Origin of the sequence: Pseudomonas paraeruginosa (assembly GCF_003025345.2) — a bacterium.
Classification (GTDB): Bacteria; Pseudomonadota; Gammaproteobacteria; order Pseudomonadales; family Pseudomonadaceae; genus Pseudomonas; species Pseudomonas paraeruginosa.
In genome coordinates, this window is record NZ_CP020560.1 from 3,692,539 (window position 1) to 3,711,475 (window position 18,937).

Genomic DNA, 18,937 nt, shown 5'->3' on the forward strand with positions numbered 1-18,937 from the left:
CATCATCAGGAGCCACGATGAGCGCACCCGACAGCTGGCGCGAACGCCTCTACGTCATCATCTTCCAGACCGATACCCGCGACGGCCGGCGCTTCGACAGCGCGCTGCTGCTGGTGATCCTGGCCAGCCTGCTGGTGGTGATGATCGACAGCATCGACGAGATCCACCAGGACTACGGCGACCTGCTGGCCTATATCGAATGGGGCTTCACCGGTATCTTCCTGGTGGAATACCTGCTGCGCCTGTACTGCTCGCCCAAGCCGCTGCGCTATGCCTTCAGCTTCTACGGGCTGGTCGACCTGCTGGCGATACTCCCCGGCTTCCTCGCCCTGCTCTATCCCGACGCCCAGTACCTGCTGATCGTCCGGGTCATACGCATGCTGCGGATCTTCCGCGTGCTCAAGCTGCGCCAGTACCTGAGCCAGGCCAACTTCCTGCTCACCGCCCTGCGCGGCAGCAAGCAGAAGATCATCGTGTTCTTCCTCACCGTGATGACCCTGGTCACCGTGTTCGGCGCGCTGATGTACGTGGTCGAAGGCCCGGAACACGGCTTCACCAGCATCCCCCGCGGCATCTACTGGGCGATCGTCACCCTGACCACGGTCGGCTTCGGCGACATCACACCGAAGACCCCGCTCGGCCAGGCCATCGCCAGCCTGGTGATGATCACCGGCTACTCGATCATCGCCGTGCCCACCGGGATCTTCACCGCCGAACTCGCCACCGCCATGCGCCAGGACCCGGCCAGCCTGCTGCACCGGGACTGCCCGGTATGCGGCAAGGCGACCCACGAGACGCAGGCGGCGTTCTGCTGCCGCTGCGGCAACCCCTTGTTCCCCCGCGAGGAAAGCGCCCATGCGGACACTTGATAGACAGCGCTGGGACGCCCTCTGGCAACGCTTCGGCGGCAGCCCGCCGGCGGACGCCTTCGACGCCCTGCTGGCGGCCTATACCGGCGCCGACCGGCACTACCACAGCGATCGCCACATCCTCGCCTGCCTGGAGCACTTCGACCGCTGGCGACACCTGGCGCGCCGGCCGGACCTGGTGGAACTGGCCTTGTGGACCCACGACCTGGTCTATGACACCCATCGTCAGGACAACGAGGCCGCCAGCGCCACCCGCACCGAGCGCTGGCTCGACCAGGCCGGGCTGGCGGCGCTGGGGCCGGCCCTGCGCGAACTGATCATGGCCACCTGTCACCAGGCGCCGCCGGGAGACGCCGACGCGGCCCTGCTGGTGGACCTCGACCTCGCCATCCTCGCCGCGCCGGCGCCGGTCTACGCGCGCTACGAGGCGGACATCCGCGCCGAATACGCCTGGGTGCCTGAGCCGCTGTTCCGCGCCGGGCGCGGCAAGCTGCTGCGCCAGTTGCTGGAGCAACCGGCGCTGTACCACTGCGAGCCGCTGCGGCAACGCTGGGAAGCCACTGCCCGCGCCAACCTGCGCAGCGCCCTGGAGCGCCTGGAACGCCCGGGCTGACGGCCACGGGGAAAATTTCTTCGCGACGCCTAACCCGTCTTTCACCGCTCTTGCGTCTCAGGCAGCAGGAAGGGACCGCACGCACGCGTCCCTCGCCCTCCATTCGCCCAAGGAAGAGATATCGTGAATCGACTCGCCGCCTCTCCGTTCCTGTTCGCCGGCCTGCTCGCCAGCGCTCCGCTGCTGGCCGCGCCGCAAGCGGTCGACAGCCGCATCAGCGCGGTCACCGTCTACGCCGACCGTGCCGTGGTCACCCGCACCGCACGCCTGCAACTGCCCAAGGGCCAGCACGAGATCGCCCTCGAGCAACTGCCCTTCCAGCTTGACGACGCCAGCCTGCGCGCCTCTCTCGAAGCCAGCGCCGCCGCCACCCTGCTCGACGTCAGCAGCGCCGCGCAACGGGTCGAGCGCCCGAACGACAACCGTGTGCAGCAACTCGACCAGCAACTGCACGAGATCGACCGGCAACTGCGGGAAATCCATGATCGCGGCAGCGTGCTCGAAGCGCAGAAGAAGTTCCTCGCCGACATCCAGAGCGGCAGCACCCAGCCGGGCAAGGATCGGCCCCTGCCCGGCATCGACGAGCTGAAGAACCTGCTGCAGCTGACCGAAGGCAATCTCGAACGCCTGCTCGCCGAACAGCGCCAGCTGGACGACCGCGCCACCGAACTGGAGCAGCGCAAGCAGCAGTTGCAGGAGCAGCGCGGCACCCTCAACGGCGATGGCAAGCGCTTCAAGCGCGCGATCCTGCGGGTCGCCCTGGAGCAACCGGCGCAGGTCGAGGTGAAGCTCGACTACACCCTGCGCGACGCCTCCTGGCAGCCGACCTACGACGCGCGCCTGCGCGACGGCGCGAAAACCATCGAACTGACCTACCAGGGCCTGGTCCGGCAGAGCAGCGGCGAGGACTGGACCGACGTCGACCTGACGCTCTCCACCGCCCGTCCGGCCCTGGGCGGCAACGTACCGCGGCTGAATCCCTGGATCGTCGACATCGACGCGCCCAACGCCTACTACGGCGCCGAAATGGCCATGCAGGACGCTCCGGCGCCCATGCCGCAAGCCGCGCCCATCGCCAGGACCTCGGCGAAGATGGCCATGCCGGCCCCGGCACCGAAGCTGGCCGAGGCACGGCTCGCCACCGCGGAAGTCAGCAGCGGCGCCGCCAGCGCGTCGTTCCACATCCCCGTGCCGGCGACCCTGAACAGCGACGGCAGCGCGCAGAAGGTCACCATCGCCCGCCTGGAAATGCCGGCCAGGCTGCGCTACCTGGCGGCCCCGGCCTTGCGCGAGACCGCCTACCTGGAAGCCGAGACCCGCAACGACAGCGATTACCCGCTGCTTCCCGGAACCCTGAATACCTTTCTCGGCAACAGCTTCGTCGCCAGTGGCCATCTGCGCGGGGTGATGCCCGGGGAAAGCTTCGAACTGGCGCTGGGCGCCGACGAGGGCATCGGCATCGAACGCAAGCTGGTCAAGCGCTACACCGACAGCAGTGGCCTGATCGGCAACCGCACGCGGGTCAACTACGAATTCCGCATCGAAGTGCGCAACAACCACAAGAACGCCGAACGCGTGCAGTTCGAGGACCAGTTGCCGGTCTCGCGCAACGAGCAGATCCAGGTCACCCTGCTGGAACCCAAGGCGCAGGAAGTCAAGCGCGAGGACGACGGCAAGCTGAAGTGGGACTGGTCCCTGCAACCCGGCGAGAAACGCAGCGCCACCCTCAAGTTCAGCGTGGAGTATCCCAGGGACCTGGCGGTCAGCGGCCTCGACTAGCGCCGGCCGCGGCATAGGCGCGAGTGGGTAATAAGCAAAGCAGTTTTTGATATTTACCCTGATTATAACCCGACGTTATAGTCGAGCCATTACAACATGCTCAAAGGAACTGCCCTGTGAAACGACTGTTCAGCGCCTCCCTGCTGGCCGCCGGCCTGGCGCTCGGCGGCGCCGCTCACGCCGCCCAGCCCCTGCTCAACGTCTCCTACGACGTGATGCGCGACTTCTACAAGGAATACAACCCGGCCTTCCAGAAATACTGGAAAGCGGAGAAAGGCGAGAACATCACCATCCAGATGTCCCATGGCGGTTCCAGCAAGCAGGCGCGCTCGGTGATCGACGGCCTGCCCGCCGACGTCATCACCATGAACCAGGCCACCGACATCGATGCCCTCGCCGACAACGGCGGCTTACTGCCGAAGGACTGGGCGACCCGCCTGCCGAACAACAGCGCGCCGTTCACCTCGGCCACCGTGTTCATCGTCCGCAAGGGCAACCCCAAGGCCCTGAAGGACTGGCCGGACCTGCTCAAGGACGGCGTCCAGGTAGTGGTACCGAACCCCAAGACCTCCGGCAACGGCCGCTACACCTATCTCTCCGCCTGGGGCTACGTGCTGAAGCACGGCGGTGACGAGAACAAGGCCAAGGAGTTCGTCGGCAAGCTGTTCAAGCAGGTTCCGGTGCTCGACACCGGCGGCCGCGCCGCCACCACCACCTTCATGCAGAACCAGATCGGCGATGTGCTGGTGACCTTCGAGAACGAAGCCGAGATGATCGCCCGCGAATTCGGCCGCGGCGGCTTCGAGGTGGTCTACCCGAGCGTGTCCGCCGAAGCCGAGCCTCCCGTGGCGGTGGTCGACAAGGTGGTCGAGAAGAAAGGCAGCCGCGCCCAGGCCGAGGCCTACCTGAAGTACCTGTGGTCGGACGAGGGCCAGACCATCGCCGCCAACAACTACCTGCGCCCGCGCAACCCGGAGATCCTCGCCAGATTCGCCGACCGCTTCCCGAAAGTCGACTTCTTCTCGGTGGAGAAGACCTTCGGCGACTGGCGCAGCGTGCAGAAGGCCCACTTCATCGACGGCGGCGTGTTCGACCAGATCTACAGTCCCGACTGATTCCTGGCCGCTCGACGAAAAAAGCCGGAAGCGCTCGCGCGTTTCCGGCTTTTGTCATTCGTGCCCCTGGCCGCAGAGTCTTTTCAGCGCCCTGGCCAGCCGGTCTCGCGCAGCGCCGCCAGGAGCGTCTCCCCCTTCAGCGCGGGGACCAGCCGGCCGTCCTCGGTGCGCATGTCCTCGCCGGCCAACAGCACGTTGACGATGGCTTCTTCCACCGCCTCCGCCGCCGCGGCGAACAGCGGCGAGATGTGGTCGTTGTTGAGCATCCGCAGCGGCGTGCTCTGCGGCAGTTCCTTGCGCGCATAGTCGGCTGGCGGCAGATCCTGGTTGCCGGTGGCGAAGGCGAGGAACACGTCGCCGCTGGAGTCCTCGGTGCCGCCACCGGTGCGAGCGATGCCGATCGAGGCGCGCTGCGCCAGGCGCTGGCACTGGTGCGGCAGCAGCGGCGCGTCGGTGGCCAGGATCACCACGATGGAGCCCATGCCCGGGGTGCCTTCCTCGCGGAACGGCGAGGGGATCTCGCCCAGTCGGCGGCCGACCGGGTAGCCATCGACCCGTAGCTCGCGGCGCTGGCCGTGGTTGGCCTGGACCAGCGCACCCACCGTCCAGCCGCCCTGCTCCGCCGGCAGTCGCCGCGAGGCGCTGCCGATGCCGCCCTTGAACTCGTGGCAGATCATCCCGGTGCCGCCGCCCACCGAACCTTCGCGGACCGGTCCGGACTCGGCGCAGGCCAGCGCCTCACCGACCTGGCGGGCGCCGACGTGCTGGCCCCAGATGTCGTTGAGCAGGCCATCGAAGGTTTCCATCACCACCGGCATGCACCAGTACAGCCCGCTGTCGCCGAGTTCGGCGCGCTCCTCGGCGATCAGCGCGTCGCGCACCGCGCCGACGCTGTGGGTATTGGTGATGGCGATCGGGGTGGTCAGCAGGCCGGCCTCGCGGATCCACTCCAGGCCGGTGGCGTCACCGTTGCCGTTGAGCACATGGCAGCCGGCGAAGCAGGGTTGCAGGCGCGCCGCACCGGCGCGCGGCTGGACCAGGGTGACGCCGGTGCGAACCTGCCTGCCGTCGCTCCGCTGGTTCAGGGTGCTGTGGCCGACGCGCACGCCGGGAACGTCGGTGATCGCGTTGAACGGGCCGGGAGTGCCCAGGCCGAGGGTGATGCCAAGTTGTCGAGCGCGCATGCGGACTCCTGTGTCAAAGCTTCTGGAATGCCGGACTGAGCTTGCCGTAGGTGCAGTAGAGGATCACCGACACCGCCAGCAATCCGACGATGATCATCACGTCCCTGGCCGATGCCGCCAGGAACAGGTTGAGCAGCAGGTACCCCGCGCCGCTCGCCGCCAGCAATGCCGGCAGCGGCCACAGCGGCATCCGGTAGGGATGTTCGCGGTCGCGCCGCAGCACCCGGCTGAACAGCGCGCAGAGGGCGACGATCAGGTAGACCATGACGATCAGCAGCACGGTGAACGAGGTCAGTTCGGCCAGGTTGGAACTGAAGCTCAGCGCCGCCGAGGGAATGGCGAGGAACAGCGTGGCCAGCCAGGGCGATTCCCAGCGCGGGTGGATACGGGTGAAGGCACGGTTCAGCGCCGGCATCCAGAGCGCGTCGCGACCGCTGCTGAAGATCACCCGGGCGCTTTGGATGACGATGGCGACGATGGCGTTGAACACCGAGAGGAAGATCCCGGCGCTGACCAGGCGCGACAGCGTCTCGTTGCCGTGGCTGTTCAACAGGTAGCCGATCGGGTCGGGGCTGGCGAGCATCGCCGGGAGCGACGGCGCGCCGATCAGCAGCGCGGCGAGCGGGACGATCTCGATCAGCACCACCAGCGCCAGCGACCAGAGCACCGCGCGGTGCACGCTGTGGCCGCCGTCCTTCATGTCCTCGGCGAGCAGCACCGCGCCACCGAAACCGTTGTAGGAGAACAGCGCGGTGCCGACCGCTCCGATCACCAATGCCCAGGGCGCGACCGCCAGCATGCCGTCGTCGCCGACCACCTGGGGCTGCAGCAGGACGCTCGCCGGCTGCTGCGCATGGCCGAAGCCGAGGCCGACGATCACCAGCAGCGCCGCCACTTCCAGCAGCAGGCAGGTGCCCGTGACCCAGGCGTTGACGCGGATGTTGAGGATGCCCAGCAGGTAGCTGAAGGCGACGATCGCCAGAGCCACGGTCTGCGCGTCGAAGCGGGTGCCGAGAGCGGCGTTCAGGTAGGTCGCCGCGCCGGTGGCAAGCACCGGCGGAATGAACAGCAGCATCGCCAGCACGGTGAGGAAGGTGGCGTAGCCGGCCAACCCGCCGAATACCCGCTTGGCGTAGACGTACTCGCCGCCGGCGGTGCTATGCGCCCGGCCCAGTTCGGCGTAGCAGCAGGCGAACATCAGCGCCAGCGCTGCGGCCAGGGCGAAGGCCCAGAACGCGCCGGTACCGGCCTGCTGGATGGCGAAGGGAGCGATGACGAACACCGAACTGGCGGGGGTGACCGCGGATACGGTGATGGCGACCACGTCGAACACGCCCAGGGTGGGTTTCAGCGCGCCCTCGGGCGCGGGGAAGAGCTCATGTCGTTGTCCTCTGATTGTTATTGAAGTTGAGGCAGTAACGGAGACTCGCGGCGGTCCTTTGCCGGGGCGCTGGTTATGCGGCGACTTTAGGAGCGCGGTGCTGGCGGGCCAATCACCCTTTGGGGTTACGCCCCTTGACGCGGCGAGTGGAAAAGCCGCAAACCGGTGCCTGCGAAAAACCACCGAGGAGCGAATACGGATGCACACCCTGTTCCGGGACATCGGCATGCACGCCAGCCTGGGTCGCGCCATCGAGCAGATCGGCGGCAACCGCTTCTGGAAGCAACTGGTCCTGCTGCTGCACCAGCACCTGCCGTTCGACAACGCCCTGGCGATCTTCTACCCGGCCAGCGGGCTGCCGGTGGCGCTGGAGGAATACGATGCCGAGCCGCACGCCGGGCCGGCCTCGATGCTTGCCTACCTGAACGGCCTGTACCTGCTCGACCCCTTCTACCAGGCCTGCCGCGAGGGGCTGCCGAGCGGCCTGTACCGCCTGGAGGAAATCGCCCCGGACCACTTCCGGCAGAGCGAGTATTACCTCAGCTACTTCCACGACAACGTGCTGGAGGACGAGGTGCAGTTCATCCTCCAGGTGCCCGGCCAGGGCGCGCTGTCGCTGTCGCTGGGCATGCAGCGGATGTTCGCCGACGAGGAATGCGGGATGCTCGGGCTGCTCGCGAGCTGGGTCCTGGCGCTGATGCAGCAGCACTGGCAACAGCGCAGCCAGCGCCTGTTGCCGGCCGCGCCGCAGGAAGAGATGGCCACGCAGATCCGCGACGCCCTCAGCCACTTCGGCGCCAGCGTACTGTCGGAACGGGAACTGGAGATCGCCCGCCTGATCCTCCGCGGCTACTCGTCGAAGGCCATGGCCGAGCGCCTGGCGATCTCGCCGGAGACCATCAAGGTCCATCGGCGCCACCTGTACGCCAAGCTGGACATTTCCTCGCAACCGGAGCTGTTCTCGCTGTTCATCCAGTCGCTCGGGCACGACCCGGAGAACCCCTAGGGGTCATGGATTAGCGTAGCGCCGGCTGAGACCGGGCGGGATGCCGCGGGCGTCGGTCTCGGTCCAGGGCCCCTGCGGGCTGGTGGACCAGAACCAGCCGCCGTCCCAGCGGTAGTAGGTGCGCTGGCGGTAGTAGAGATCGCGCTCGCCGCGGATCACGTAGACCCCCAGGCTGCCGTCCCAGACGCCCTTGCCGCCTGGCGGCGGGGCGAACTGCGGACGCGAGCGGCTGGGCTGCGCCGGAGTCTGCGGTTGCGGGATGATGCGCGGCGGCGTCGGGCCCGGGGCGGTGCTCGGACCAGGCTGGCTCTGCGGCGGCAGCGGTGGCGCCGGTTCGCTGGTCTGCGGCGGATGGACCACGCAGCCGCCAAGCCCACCGAGGAGAATCGCCAGACCCAGATACTTCGCCTTCACCACCGCACCTCCCCCAACCGGTTGTCGTTATGGCCGGGCCGCCTGAGGCTGGTCCGGGCCGTCGATGGTCAGCGCTTGCGCCGACGACTGCGCAGTAGACAACGGTTTGCCGCGTCCGATCCACTCGCCGGAGATGGCGTTGCCGGCGCGGGATACCCGCGCCACCAGCTCGACTTGCGGGAAACCACTGAGCTTGAGCTGCGGCATCATGGCGTCGGCATCGCTCAGGCTGACCTCGGCCGGCAGGTCGGCGACGGTCAGGCGCTTCACCGCCAACGGCATCGGCGGACCGCCGACGGCACGGGCGAAGACGAACACGCTGTCGTCGGCCTTGACCTGGCCCTTCACCGCGTCGCTGATATCCACCTTCACCGTCAGGGTCACCTGGGCGGCGGGCGCGGCCGGCGCCGGCGGGGTCTGCCCGGCCTCGGTCATGCGCTCGCGGGCACGCTGGATGCCGCCCTGGATCGCCGAGCGCGCCGGGTCCTCGTTCGGCAACACCGACACCAGGCGCTCCCAGAAACCGATGGCGTCGGCGTAGCGCTGCTCTTCGAAGGCGGCGATGCCGAGCAGGCCGAGGGTGGTCACTTCGGCCGGGTCGCCCTTCAGCGCCTCGTCGGCCAGGGCCTTGATCTGCGCGGTCATTTTCTTGCCGCCGGAGAAATACAGCGCCTGCGCCCACTGGCCGAGCACTTCCGGCTGCCGTCCACTGAGTTCGGCGGCGCGCTCGAAGGCACGCGCCGCGTCGGCGCCGCGCTCCTGGGTCATGTAGGTGCGACCGAGGAAGTACCAGCCCTGGGCAGAGTCCGGCTGGGCCTCGACTGCGCGCTCCAGGCGCCTGGTCATCTCTTCCATCGAATGCGGGGCCTGGGCGAACTCGCGGGCCAGCTCGACCTTGTCGCTGGCCCCCCAGTGCAGGTAGAGGCCGAGTGCGACCAGCGGCACCAGCAGCGCCGCAACCATTGGCAGCGCCCGGCCCAGGCGCGAGTTGCGCTCCTCGCCGCTGCCTTCGGTATCGGCGAGCAGTTCGCGGGCGGCCTCAGCGCGGCCGCTCTCCAGCTGCTCGGCGGTCAGCGTGCCGGCGGCCTGCTGGCCGGCCAGCTCGGCGATCCGCTCCTGGTAGAGCGCGACGTTGAGGGCGGTACGGTCTTCCTCGGCCTGGGCGCGACGGCCACGCAGCAGCGGAATCAGCAGGAATGCCAGGGCCGCCAGCAGCAGCAGGCCGGCGGCGAGCCAGAAATCGATCATTTGTCGTTCTTCAACAGGTTGGCGAGGCGCGCTTGCTCCTCGGCGGACAGGGTGGTTTGCGCCTTGGCGGCGGGGCGCCGGCGGCGCAGGACGATCACGCCGATCACCAGCACGCCGAACAGCAGCAAGGCGCCCGGACCGAACCAGAGCAGCCAGGTACGCTCGTTGACCGGCGGCTTGTAGCGAACGAAGTCACCGTAGCGGGCGACCATGTAGTCGACGATCTCGCCGTCGCTCTTGCCCTGCTGCAGCTGGCCGTAGATCTGCTTGCGCAGGTCGGCGGCGATCGGTGCGTTGGAGTCGGCGATGTCCTGGTTCTGGCACTTCGGGCAGCGCAGTTCCTGGGTCAGGTTGCGGAAGCGCTCGCGCTCGGCGTCGCTGGCGAACTCGTAGGTGTCGATGGCGGCCCGAGCCACGCCGCAGAGGGCGAGACCGAGCAGCGCGGCGGCGAGAAGACGCTTCATCGGGCCTCCGGCTCGTCCAGCAGTTGCTGGTACAGCGGCGCCAGTTGCTCGCGCCAGACCTTCTGGTCGACCACCCCGACGATCTTGTGGCGGATGATGCCCTGCCTGTCGATCAGGTAGGTTTCCGGCGCGCCGTAGACGCCCAGGTCCAGGCCCAGGGTGCCGTCGGCGTCGCTGATGCTCAGCAGGTAGGGATTGTGCAGTTCGTTCAGCCACTTGATGGCGGCGGCGTTGTCGTCCTTGTAGTTGATCCCGTAGATCACCACGCCCTGCTCGGCCAGTCGGGTCAGTTCCGGGTGCTCGACCCGGCACGACGGGCACCAGGTGCCCCAGACGTTGACCAGCGCCGGCTTGCCCTTGAGGTCGGCCTCGGTCAGGCGCCGGGCCGGGTCCTGCACGCTGGGCAGGTCGAAGGCCGGGAACGGCTTGCCGATCAGCGCCGAAGGCAGCTCGCTGGGGTCCAGCCAGAGGCCGCGGAAGAGGAACACCGCGACGATCAGGAAGATCCCCAGCGGCAGCAGCAGAATCGCTCGTTTCAAGACTCAGGCTCCCTGACCGGCGAGGCCCAGGGCCTCGCGCACACGTGTTTTCACCTTCACCCGGTAGCGCCGGTCGAGCGCCGCCAGGGCGCCGCCCAGGCCCATCAGCAGGCCACCGAACCAGATCCAGCGGACGAACGGCTTGACGTGCACGCGCACCGCCCAGGCGCCGTTCTCCAGCGGCTCGCCGAGCGCCACGTAGAGGTCGCGGGTGAAGCCGGCGTCGATCCCGGCCTCGGTCATCATCGAGCTCTGCACGGTGTACAGGCGCTTCTCCGGATGCAGGGTGGCGATCTCCTTGCCGTCGCGGCTGACGTGGATGCTGCCCTTGTCCGAGGTGTAGTTCGGCCCTTCGTGGTGCTTCGCGCCGTCGAAGAGGAAGTGGTAGCCGCCCAGTTCGACGGTGTCGCCGGGCGACATGCGCAGGTCACGCTGGGCGCTGTACTGGCTGCTGAGGACGATGCCGATGGCGCACACGGCGATGCCCAGGTGCGCCAGCTGCATGCCCCAGTAGCTGCGGGTCAGGCTGCGGGCACCGGCCAGCACGCCCTTGTGGCGGGTCTTGTCGAGGAAGTCGCGGAAGCCGGCCAGGACCACCCAGGCGGACAGCAGGAACACCGCCAGCACCGCCCAGTTGAAGTCGCCGAAAAGCATCGAGCCGGCCGCCGCGAGTACCGCGCTGGCCACCAGCACCGGGGTCAGCATGCCGAGCAGCCAGCGGCTCGGGGTGTCCTTCCAGCGCACCAGCACACCGACCGCCAGGGCCGCCATCAGCGCAGCCATCAGCGGCAGGAACATGGCGTTGAAGTACGGCGGGCCGACCGACAGCTTGGCGCCGCTGAGTGCGTCGAGCAGCAGCGGGTAGAGGGTCCCGAGGAGGATCATCGAGGCCGCCACCACCAGCACCAGGTTGTTCAGCAGCAGCAGGGTCTCGCGCGACCACAGGGCGAAGCCGACCTGGCTCTTGACCACCGGCGCGCGCAGGGCGAACAGGGTCAGCGAGCCGCCGACCACCAGCAGCAGGAAGGCCAGGATGAACACCCCGCGCTCCGGGTCGGAGGCGAAGGCGTGCACCGAGGTGAGCACCCCGGAGCGGACCAGGAAGGTGCCCAGCAGGCTCAGGGAGAAGGCGGCGATCGCCAGCAGCACGGTCCAGCTCTTGAACACGCCGCGCTTCTCGGTCACCGCCAGCGAGTGGATCAGCGCGGTGCCGACCAGCCAGGGCATGAACGAGGCGTTCTCCACCGGATCCCAGAACCACCAGCCGCCCCAGCCCAGTTCGTAGTAGGCCCACCAGGAACCGAGCACGATGCCGACGCCGAGGAAGGCCCAGGCCACCAGGGTCCAGGGCCGCGACCAGCGCGCCCAGGCGGCGTCGAGGCGGCCGCCGAGCAGCGCGGCGATGGCGAAGGCGAAGGCGACCGAGAAGCCGACGTAGCCCATGTAGAGCATCGGCGGATGGACGATCAGGCCGACGTCCTGCAGCAGCGGGTTGAGGTCGTTGCCGTCCATCGGCGTCTGCGGCAGCAGGCGGCTGAAGGGGTTGGAGGTGACGATCAGGAACAGCAGGAAGCCGGTGCTGATCATCCCCATCACCGCCAGCACGCGGGCCAGCATCACCTCCGGCAGTTGCCGGGAGAAGATCGACACGGCGAAGGTCCAGCCGCCGAGGATCAGTGCCCAGAGCAGCAGCGAGCCTTCGTGGGCGCCCCAGACGGCGCTGAACTTGTAGTACCAGGGCAGCGCGCTGTTGGAGTTGCCGGCGACGTAGGCCACCGAGAAGTCATCGCGCAGGAAGGCCCAGGTCAGGCAGCCGAAGGCGAAGGCGAGGAAGGCGAACTGCCCCCAGGCCGCCGGGCGCGCCAGGCTCATCCACTGGCGATCGCCGCGCCAGGCGCCGACCAGCGGCAGGCTGGACTGCACCAGGGCCAGGCAGAGGGCGAGGATCAGGGCCAGGTGGCCGAGTTCGGGAATCATCTATTTGCCCTCCTGGTTGTACGAGGTCTCGCCGGCGGCCTTGCCATTCTCGTAGTGCTTCAGTTGGCCGCTGTCCTTGAGCGCCTTGGTGACTTCCGGCGGCATGTAGTTCTCGTCGTGCTTGGCCAGCACTTCGTCGGCCACCAGCACGCCGTCGCCGCCCAGCTTGCCGAGGGCGACGATGCCCTGCCCTTCGCGGAACAGGTCGGGAAGGATGCCATGGTAGGCGATGGTCACTTCCTTCGCGCCGTCGGTGACCACGAAGCGCACGTTCAGCGAGTCCGCGCTGCGTTGCAGCGAGCCCTTCTCCACCAGGCCGCCGGCGCGGATGCGGGTGTCGGTCGGCGCCTCGCCGTTGGCGATCTGGGTCGGGGTGTAGAACAGGTTGATGTTCTGCTGCAGGGCCGACAGCGCCAGGCCCACCGCGGCACCGACGCCCACCAGGATGGCGAGGACTATGATCAGACGTTTCTTGCGCACCGGATTCACTGCTGGGCCTCCCGGCGCAGGCGACGCGCCTCTTCTTGCAGGTAGCGACGCCGGGCCAGCAGCGGCTCGGCGACATTGATCGCCAGCACCAAGAGGCTGATGCCATAGGCCGACCAGACGTAGGGGCCGTGGTGGCCCATGGCGAGGAAGTCGCCGAACGATTCGAAACTCATCTTGCCTTCTCCACCAGGGCCTTCACCTCGGCCTTCGCCCAGGCGGTGCGGGATTCGCGCTTGAGCACTTCCAGGCGCATGCGCACCAGCAGCATGGCGGCGAAGAAGCAGTAGAAGCCGAGGACCATGATCAGCAGCGGCAGCCACATCTCCACCGGCATCGCCGGCTTCTCGGTGATGGTGAAGGTGGCCGGCTGGTGCAGGGTGTTCCACCACTCCACCGAGTATTTGATGATCGGGATGTTCACCACGCCGACGATGGCCAGCACCGCGCAGGCCTTGGCCGCGCTGTCGCGGTTACTGATCGCCTGGCCGAGGGCGATGATGCCGAAATAGAGGAAAAGCAGGATCAGCATCGCCGTCAGGCGCGCGTCCCAGACCCACCAGGCGCCCCAGGTCGGCTTGCCCCAGACGGCCCCGGTGAGCAGCGCGACGAAGGTCATCCAGGCGCCGATCGGCGCGGCGCACTGCACCGCCACGTCGGCGATCTTCATCTTCCAGATCAGCCCGACGGCACCGGCCACGGCCAGCATGACGTAGCAGGACTGGGCGAGGAACGCCGCCGGCACATGGATATAGATGATGCGGAAGCTGTTGCCCTGCTGGTAGTCCGGCGGCGCGAAGGCCAGCCCCCAGACGCAGCCGGTGACGATCAGCAGCGCCGCCGCCACGGCGAACCAGGGCAGCCAGCGGCCGCTGATCTCGTAGAACCACTTGGGCGACCCAAGCTTGTGAAACCATGTCCAATTCATCATCAGGCTCTGTTTACAGGGCTCTTTGGAAATACCGGGAAGGCCTTGCGCTGCCAACCCGGGTCAAGCGCGGGCGACGCAGCCGCCCGGTACCGCACCCCCGCCGATGCCTTGGCGGGTGGACTCATTCGCCTACGCTGATCTTCAGGCCGGCAGCGATGGCGAATGGCGTGAGTGTCAATGCTAGCGCCGCCAGGCTCGCCAGCCACAACAAATGTCCGCTGCCGGGCAGGCCCTGGAGGGAGGCCTGCAGCGCCCCGCTGCCGAGGATCAACACCGGGATGTACAGCGGCAGGATCAACAGCGCCAGCAACAGGCCGCCGCGCTTGAGGCCCACGGTCAAGGCCGCGCCGACGGCGCCGAGCAGGCTCAGCACCGGCGTACCGAGCAGCAGGGAGAGCAGCAGCACCGGTATGCAACGGGCCGGCAGGCCCAGCATCAGCGCGAACAGCGGCGACATCAGGACCAGGGCCAGCCCGGAGAACAGCCAGTGTGCCAGTACCTTGGCCAGCACCAGAAGAGCCAGGGGGTGCGGCGAAAGGACCCACTGCTCCAGAGATCCGTCCTCGAAATCGCTGCGGAACAGCCCTTCCAGCGAGAGCAGCACGGCCAATAGCGCCGCCACCCAGACCAGGCCGGGCGACAAGGTTTGTAGCAATTGGCTCTCCGGCCCGACCGCCAGGGGGAACAGGGCGATGACGATGGCGAAGAACACCAGCGGGTTGGCCAGCTCCGCCGGACGGCGGAACAGCAGGCGCGCCTCGCGCGCCAGGAGCAGGCTGAAGACGTTGCTCATGCCGGATCGCCCGCCAGCACCGGCTCGCCCGTCGCACCGCCGGCCGCCTTGAGCGCGCCGAGGTCCAGTTCGCGATAGCCGGCGGGCACCTGCTGCAAGCTGTGGTGGGTGGTCAGCACCACCATCCCGCCGCGCTGGCAGTGCCCGGCCAGGTGCGCTTCGAGTTGCGCCACGCCCTGCTTGTCGAGGGCGGTGAAGGGTTCATCGAGGATCCACAAGGGCGGTGCGTCCAGGTACAGGCGGGCCAGCGCCACGCGACGTTGCTGGCCGGCGGAAAGGGTGTGGCAGGGGACGTCCTCGAAGCCGCGCAGGCCGACGTCGGCCAGGGCCCGCCAGATCGCCTCGCGGCTGGCCGGCTGGTGCAGCGCACAGAGCCAGGTGAGGTTCTCCTCGGCGCTGAGCAGGCCCTTGATGCCCGCCGCATGGCCGATCCACAGCAGGCTGCGGGCCAGTTCGCCGCGCTGTTCGGCAAGCGGCCGGCCGTTCAGGCGGACTTCCCCGGCGGTCGGCTGCATCAGCCCGGACAGCAGGCGCAGCAGGCTGGTCTTGCCGCTGCCGTTCGGTCCGACCACCTGTAGCATCTCGCCGGCCGCCAGGCGCAGGTCGAGGCGCTCGAACAGCATGCGCCAGTCGCGCTCGCAGGCGAGCCCGAGGGTTTCCAGCAAGGGGCTGGCAGTGGGGACTTCAGCAGGATCGGACATCGAACAACATCGCCAAGCGTCTCTCCTCGTCGCGGCGCCGGAGGCCTTCACGGAACAGACCCTAAAGTCGGGATAAACACGGCCGCTATACTGGTGACGACGCGGCCAGCCTGTTTGACAGGCGCGGCATTATACACGCCCTTCCCCAGCCTCCGCAGGGTCGTTTAAGACAGGTTGTTACCCATGCCAGCCGAGATAGGCGCCTCCCCGCCACTACCCCCGGTTTCCGCCCCGCGCCCTCTGCCGCCGGCGCAATCGCAGGGCAGCGCCCAGGCCGACGCCGAGATGACCCTGAAGCTGGTGCAGACCCTGGCCGGCCTGCTGGGCGAAGGCGATTCGGGCAAGGCCGAGGTGCTGGCGGTCAAGGAAGGCCTGGCGAACAATTTCCAGGTCCTGCTCAAGCTCACCCTGGCGAACAGCGGGCAGAGCCTGGTGGAAGTGCAGAGCAACCGGCCGCTGGTGCCGGGCAACCTGCTCAACGTCAGCGCCACCAGCAATGCCAGCGTGGTCGCCACCCTGCTCGACAGCATGGCCGGCGCCGGCCCGCTGACCAGCCTCGATCTGGAGCAACTGCCGCCCGGCACCCTGCTCCAGGGCAAGGTCCTGTCCAGTACCGCGCTGCCGCCTGACAAGGCCCAGCAGGTGGTCTACCGGGTCCTGCTGAACCTGCTCAACACCCCGCTCGCCGGCAGCAAGCTGAGCCTCGACTCGCCCCAGGCGCTGCCGGTCGGCAGCCTGCTCACGGCGCTGGTGCGGAACAGCCAGCAGATCGACTTCCTGCCGCTCAGCGGACGCCTCGACCAACTCGCGCTGGGCCAGCAACTGGCCGGGCAGAATGTCCGCCAGGCTTCCCTGGAAGGCCTGTTCGCCGGCCTGCACGGACTGGCCGGTCGCAACGATTTGCCGGACAATCTGCGCCAGGCCGTGGAGCGCCTCTTCGCCGGCCTGCCGGACGCGCAGAAAATGGGCGACGCCAAGCTGCTCGGCCAGGCCCTGCAGCAGAGCGGACTGTTCCTCGAGGCGCGCCTGATGCAGGGCGCCACCGACCATCTCGGCCAGGACCTGAAGGCCAACCTGCTGCGCCTGTTCGCCCAGCTCGCGCCGCTGCCGCAGGCCGCCGCACAGGCGCCGGGCATGTTCGCCGGCAACACGCCGAACCTGGCCCAGGCGCTGCCGGCCTTCGTCCGCAACGCCCTGGGCAACCTGGGACAAAGCGCCAACAAGACCCAGGCGCTGAACTTTCCCCTGCCGAGCAAGGTTCTCCAGCTATTCGACGAGGACATGGAGCTGGAGTCGCTGCTGCGCCTTGCCGCCGCGGCGATTTCCCGCCTGCAGACCCACCAGCTGTCGAGCCTGGCGCAGACCAGCACACTGCCCGACGGCACCCAGTTGGCCACCTGGCAGATGGAGGTGCCGATGCGCCACCAACATTCGGTGGTGCCATTGCAGGTGAAGTTCCAGGAAGAACAGCGCAAGACCGGCGAAGAAGCCCGCGAAAGCCTCTGGCGCGTCGAACTGGCCTTCGACCTCGAGCCACTGGGACCGCTGCACGCCCAGGCCACCCTGCTGCGCGGCAGCCTGTCCAGCCAGCTGTGGGCCGAGCGCGACGCGACCGCCCGGCTGGTCGAGCATGAACTCGGCCATCTGCGCCAGCGCCTGCGCGATGCCGGCCTGACCGTTGGCGAGATCACCTGCCAGCGCGGCCGCCCGCCCCAGGGGCCGCGGGCGACCATCGAACAACGCTGGGTAGACGAAACCGCATGAGCAGAAAACAGCCGCCCGCCCCGCGCCAGGCCATCGCCCTGAGCTACGACGGCCAGGCCGCGCCGACCCTTTCCGCCAAGGGCGACGCCGAACTGGCCGAGGCGATCCTGGCCATCGCCCGCGACTACGAGGTGCCGATCTACGAGAACGCCGAACTGGTCCGCCTGCTCGCCCGCCTGGAGCTCGGCGACGCCATTCCGGAAGCGCTGTATCGCACCATCGCCGAGATCATCGCGTTCGCCTGGCACCTCAAGGGCAAGTGCCCGACGGAACCCGACCCATCCGCCACGACGCAGTCCATGCCGTTGCTGCTGGCAGGTCCGGACGACTGAACGAAGCCCGCTACAGGTCGGAGCCGAAATGCCGGAACCAGACATCACGGGAGCTGTCCCAGCACAACCCGTCCACACTTCGCAGGCCTTCCCATGCGCTCGCCAAGAACCCTCTCCACCGCCGCCCTGCTGCTTATCAGCCATGCCCAGGCCAGCCCGGCCATTCTCGGCGACGGGGAAAAGGATGCGGTCATCGATCGGCACCGCCTGACCCCGGAATTCCGCGTCAATCGGCAAGCCAAGGTACGCCATCACGAGGGGGCTATCGACCGGGTAGTCCTGATTCGGGATGGGAACCGCTTCACCTACCGAAGCTACCTTCGCGACGACCAGAACGAGCCTGCCACCTTCTGGATCTTGGAGTTCGACGCACGCAGCGGGAAACGCCTGAGCGAGCGCCAGACCGATGAGGACGACTATTGGCGCAGGCGCGACGCCGACTCGCGTCAGGCGGACAGCGGCGAGAAGAGCCGCTAGACGTCAAGACTGAAACCTTCGACCGGCAGCCCGAGACTCAGGCGAACCCGCCATTGACCCTGACCACCTGGGAATTGACCCAGGCGCCATCCGGCCCGGCCAGGAACGACACCGCCGCGGCGATCTCGTCCGGTTCGCCGAGGCGCTCCAGTGGCGCCAGCCGGGCGATCTGGTCGATCTGCTCGGCGCTCTTGCCGTCGAAGAACAGCTCGGTGGCCACCGGGCCGGGCGCCACCGCGTTCACCCTGATGTCCTGGCCACGCAACTCGTTGGCCAGCACGTGCACCAGACCCTCGACGGCGGACTTGGAAGCGATGTACGGACCGTAGCTGGGCAGAGCCCGGGCGATCACGCTGGTGGACAGGGCGATGATCCGCCCGCCGCGCTCGACATGCCGGGCAGCCAGCCCGAGGACGATGAAGGCGCCGCGCAGGTTGGTGCGGATCACCCGGTCGAAGCCCTCCAGGTCGCCATCGGCGATCTTCAGGTAGGGCATCACGCCGGCGCTGTTGACCACCACGTCGATGCGGCCGAAGGCGCCCCTGGTGGCTTCGAACAGCTTGTCCATGTCCTCCGGGCTGGCCACGTCGCCCTGCACGGCGATGGCCGCGCCGCCGGCGGCGACGATTTCGGCCACGACCTCGTCGGCCTTGGCCTGGTTGCCGGCATAGTTGACCGCGACCGCGAAGCCGTCGGCGGCCAGCCGCCGGGCGATGGCGCGACCGATGCCGCGGGAGGCGCCGGTGACGACGGCGGCTTGGATGATGTCAGGCATGGCGGGACTCTCCTGGAATGCACGCGGCGACGGCCACGAATCGTTGGCAACAGTCTAGAAGCAGGTCCAGGCCGGATAAACCGCATCGT

At 68.2% G+C, this 18,937-nt stretch carries 21 protein-coding genes; 8 read left to right on the plus strand and 13 right to left on the minus strand.

Annotated elements, in window-relative coordinates; translation table 11 throughout:
- Positions 1 to 17 precede the first annotated feature (17 nt).
- From B7D75_RS17435 to B7D75_RS17450, 4 genes are all read left to right on the plus strand, one after another.
- The gene (locus tag B7D75_RS17435) at positions 18 to 869 is read left to right on the plus strand and encodes an ion transporter (RefSeq protein ID WP_003157995.1); all 852 of its coding nucleotides are present in this window, start codon (positions 18 to 20) and stop codon (positions 867 to 869) included.
- A complete protein-coding gene (locus tag B7D75_RS17440) occupies positions 856 to 1,482 on the plus strand; it encodes an HD domain-containing protein (protein WP_107114260.1) in 627 nt (208 codons plus the stop codon). The genes B7D75_RS17435 and B7D75_RS17440 overlap by 14 nt, the downstream gene beginning before the upstream one ends.
- Positions 1,483 to 1,605: 123 nt before the next feature.
- Entirely contained in the window at positions 1,606 to 3,261 is a 1,656-nt protein-coding gene (gene muiA, locus B7D75_RS17445) for a mucoidy inhibitor MuiA (protein WP_107114261.1), read from the plus strand.
- 116 nt (positions 3,262 to 3,377) lie between these two features.
- Positions 3,378 to 4,376, plus strand: a complete 999-nt coding sequence (locus B7D75_RS17450) for a sulfate ABC transporter substrate-binding protein (protein WP_034082363.1) — start codon at positions 3,378 to 3,380, stop codon at positions 4,374 to 4,376.
- Positions 4,377 to 4,459: 83 nt separating this feature from the next.
- Here B7D75_RS17450 and B7D75_RS17455 read toward each other — a convergent pair whose 3' ends face one another.
- Both B7D75_RS17455 and B7D75_RS17460 read right to left on the minus strand, forming a co-directional pair.
- Positions 4,460 to 5,560, minus strand: a complete 1,101-nt coding sequence (locus B7D75_RS17455) for a DmpA family aminopeptidase (protein ID WP_003151864.1) — start codon at positions 5,558 to 5,560, stop codon at positions 4,460 to 4,462.
- Between the two features lie 13 nt (positions 5,561 to 5,573).
- Entirely contained in the window at positions 5,574 to 6,956 is a 1,383-nt protein-coding gene (locus tag B7D75_RS17460; RefSeq protein WP_107114677.1) for an APC family permease, read from the minus strand.
- Between the two features lie 184 nt (positions 6,957 to 7,140).
- Here B7D75_RS17460 and B7D75_RS17465 point away from each other — a divergent pair, with 184 nt between their 5' ends.
- Entirely contained in the window at positions 7,141 to 7,947 is an 807-nt protein-coding gene (locus B7D75_RS17465) for a helix-turn-helix transcriptional regulator (protein WP_034082368.1), read from the plus strand.
- A gap of 3 nt (positions 7,948 to 7,950) precedes the next feature.
- Here B7D75_RS17465 and B7D75_RS17470 read toward each other — a convergent pair whose 3' ends face one another.
- From B7D75_RS17470 to ccmA, 10 genes are all read right to left on the minus strand, one after another.
- Positions 7,951 to 8,361 carry a lipoprotein gene (locus B7D75_RS17470; protein ID WP_033999429.1) on the minus strand — a complete coding sequence of 137 codons (411 nt, stop codon included), beginning with the start codon at positions 8,359 to 8,361 and terminating at the stop codon, positions 7,951 to 7,953.
- A gap of 27 nt (positions 8,362 to 8,388) precedes the next feature.
- Positions 8,389 to 9,609: a c-type cytochrome biogenesis protein CcmI gene (ccmI, locus tag B7D75_RS17475; protein ID WP_034082370.1), complete on the minus strand. Its 1,221-nt coding sequence runs from the start codon at positions 9,607 to 9,609 to the stop codon at positions 8,389 to 8,391.
- Positions 9,606 to 10,073 carry a cytochrome c maturation protein CcmH gene (gene ccmH / locus B7D75_RS17480; protein ID WP_003153739.1) on the minus strand — a complete coding sequence of 156 codons (468 nt, stop codon included), beginning with the start codon at positions 10,071 to 10,073 and terminating at the stop codon, positions 9,606 to 9,608. Before ccmH ends, ccmI begins: the two co-directional genes overlap by 4 nt.
- A complete protein-coding gene (dsbE, locus tag B7D75_RS17485; protein WP_012076389.1) occupies positions 10,070 to 10,612 on the minus strand; it encodes a thiol:disulfide interchange protein DsbE in 543 nt (180 codons plus the stop codon). Before dsbE ends, ccmH begins: the two co-directional genes overlap by 4 nt.
- A gap of 3 nt (positions 10,613 to 10,615) precedes the next feature.
- Positions 10,616 to 12,589, minus strand: a complete 1,974-nt coding sequence (locus tag B7D75_RS17490) for a heme lyase CcmF/NrfE family subunit (RefSeq protein WP_034082372.1) — start codon at positions 12,587 to 12,589, stop codon at positions 10,616 to 10,618.
- Complete coding sequence (gene ccmE, locus B7D75_RS17495) at positions 12,590 to 13,078, minus strand: cytochrome c maturation protein CcmE (protein ID WP_012076391.1); 489 nt, start codon at positions 13,076 to 13,078, stop codon at positions 12,590 to 12,592.
- Positions 13,075 to 13,251 carry a heme exporter protein CcmD gene (gene ccmD / locus B7D75_RS17500; protein WP_003083136.1) on the minus strand — a complete coding sequence of 59 codons (177 nt, stop codon included), beginning with the start codon at positions 13,249 to 13,251 and terminating at the stop codon, positions 13,075 to 13,077. The genes ccmE and ccmD overlap by 4 nt, the downstream gene beginning before the upstream one ends.
- The gene (locus B7D75_RS17505; protein WP_003083135.1) at positions 13,248 to 14,006 is read right to left on the minus strand and encodes a heme ABC transporter permease; all 759 of its coding nucleotides are present in this window, start codon (positions 14,004 to 14,006) and stop codon (positions 13,248 to 13,250) included. The genes ccmD and B7D75_RS17505 overlap by 4 nt, the downstream gene beginning before the upstream one ends.
- 121 nt (positions 14,007 to 14,127) lie before the next feature.
- The gene (gene ccmB, locus B7D75_RS17510) at positions 14,128 to 14,799 is read right to left on the minus strand and encodes a heme exporter protein CcmB (protein WP_003153734.1); all 672 of its coding nucleotides are present in this window, start codon (positions 14,797 to 14,799) and stop codon (positions 14,128 to 14,130) included.
- On the minus strand, positions 14,796 to 15,500 hold the full coding sequence (gene ccmA / locus B7D75_RS17515; RefSeq protein ID WP_034082375.1) for a cytochrome c biogenesis heme-transporting ATPase CcmA: 705 nt from the start codon (positions 15,498 to 15,500) through the stop codon (positions 14,796 to 14,798). The genes ccmB and ccmA overlap by 4 nt, the downstream gene beginning before the upstream one ends.
- Positions 15,501 to 15,785: 285 nt before the next feature.
- On the opposite strand from ccmA, the gene fliK reads away from it, so the two are divergent.
- The 3 genes from fliK to B7D75_RS17530 all read left to right on the plus strand — a co-directional run bounded on the left by fliK (position 15,786) and on the right by B7D75_RS17530 (position 18,073).
- Positions 15,786 to 17,264 (plus strand): flagellar hook-length control protein FliK, encoded by a 1,479-nt coding sequence (gene fliK / locus B7D75_RS17520; RefSeq protein ID WP_079384990.1) that lies wholly within the window; start codon positions 15,786 to 15,788, stop codon positions 17,262 to 17,264.
- Positions 17,261 to 17,596, plus strand: a complete 336-nt coding sequence (locus tag B7D75_RS17525; protein ID WP_034082377.1) for an EscU/YscU/HrcU family type III secretion system export apparatus switch protein — start codon at positions 17,261 to 17,263, stop codon at positions 17,594 to 17,596. The genes fliK and B7D75_RS17525 overlap by 4 nt, the downstream gene beginning before the upstream one ends.
- Positions 17,597 to 17,689: 93 nt before the next feature.
- Positions 17,690 to 18,073 (plus strand): hypothetical protein, encoded by a 384-nt coding sequence (locus B7D75_RS17530; protein WP_053814172.1) that lies wholly within the window; start codon positions 17,690 to 17,692, stop codon positions 18,071 to 18,073.
- A gap of 37 nt (positions 18,074 to 18,110) precedes the next feature.
- Here the strand turns inward: B7D75_RS17530 and B7D75_RS17535 are convergent, their stop codons facing one another.
- Positions 18,111 to 18,848: an SDR family oxidoreductase gene (locus tag B7D75_RS17535; protein ID WP_043100620.1), complete on the minus strand. Its 738-nt coding sequence runs from the start codon at positions 18,846 to 18,848 to the stop codon at positions 18,111 to 18,113.
- Between the last annotated feature and the right edge of the window lie 89 nt (positions 18,849 to 18,937).

Excerpts from the sequence above, each read along its gene's own strand:
- B7D75_RS17435 (WP_003157995.1), top strand. The coding sequence starts at position 18 with ATGAGCGCACCCGACAGCTGGCGCGAACGCCTCTACGTCATCATCTTC.
- B7D75_RS17440 (WP_107114260.1), top strand. The coding sequence starts at position 856 with ATGCGGACACTTGATAGACAGCGCTGGGACGCCCTCTGGCAACGCTTC.
- B7D75_RS17455 (WP_003151864.1), bottom strand. The coding sequence starts at position 5,560 with ATGCGCGCTCGACAACTTGGCATCACCCTCGGCCTGGGCACTCCCGGC.
- B7D75_RS17465 (WP_034082368.1), top strand. The coding sequence starts at position 7,141 with ATGCACACCCTGTTCCGGGACATCGGCATGCACGCCAGCCTGGGTCGC.
- ccmI (WP_034082370.1), bottom strand. The coding sequence starts at position 9,609 with ATGATCGATTTCTGGCTCGCCGCCGGCCTGCTGCTGCTGGCGGCCCTG.
- ccmH (WP_003153739.1), bottom strand. The coding sequence starts at position 10,073 with ATGAAGCGTCTTCTCGCCGCCGCGCTGCTCGGTCTCGCCCTCTGCGGC.
- B7D75_RS17490 (WP_034082372.1), bottom strand. The coding sequence starts at position 12,589 with ATGATTCCCGAACTCGGCCACCTGGCCCTGATCCTCGCCCTCTGCCTG.
- ccmD (WP_003083136.1), bottom strand. The coding sequence starts at position 13,251 with ATGAGTTTCGAATCGTTCGGCGACTTCCTCGCCATGGGCCACCACGGC.
- B7D75_RS17505 (WP_003083135.1), bottom strand. The coding sequence starts at position 14,006 with ATGATGAATTGGACATGGTTTCACAAGCTTGGGTCGCCCAAGTGGTTC.
- ccmB (WP_003153734.1), bottom strand. The coding sequence starts at position 14,799 with ATGAGCAACGTCTTCAGCCTGCTCCTGGCGCGCGAGGCGCGCCTGCTG.
- ccmA (WP_034082375.1), bottom strand. The coding sequence starts at position 15,500 with ATGTCCGATCCTGCTGAAGTCCCCACTGCCAGCCCCTTGCTGGAAACC.
- fliK (WP_079384990.1), top strand. The coding sequence starts at position 15,786 with ATGACCCTGAAGCTGGTGCAGACCCTGGCCGGCCTGCTGGGCGAAGGC.
- B7D75_RS17525 (WP_034082377.1), top strand. The coding sequence starts at position 17,261 with ATGAGCAGAAAACAGCCGCCCGCCCCGCGCCAGGCCATCGCCCTGAGC.
- B7D75_RS17530 (WP_053814172.1), top strand. The coding sequence starts at position 17,690 with ATGCGCTCGCCAAGAACCCTCTCCACCGCCGCCCTGCTGCTTATCAGC.
- B7D75_RS17535 (WP_043100620.1), bottom strand. The coding sequence starts at position 18,848 with ATGCCTGACATCATCCAAGCCGCCGTCGTCACCGGCGCCTCCCGCGGC.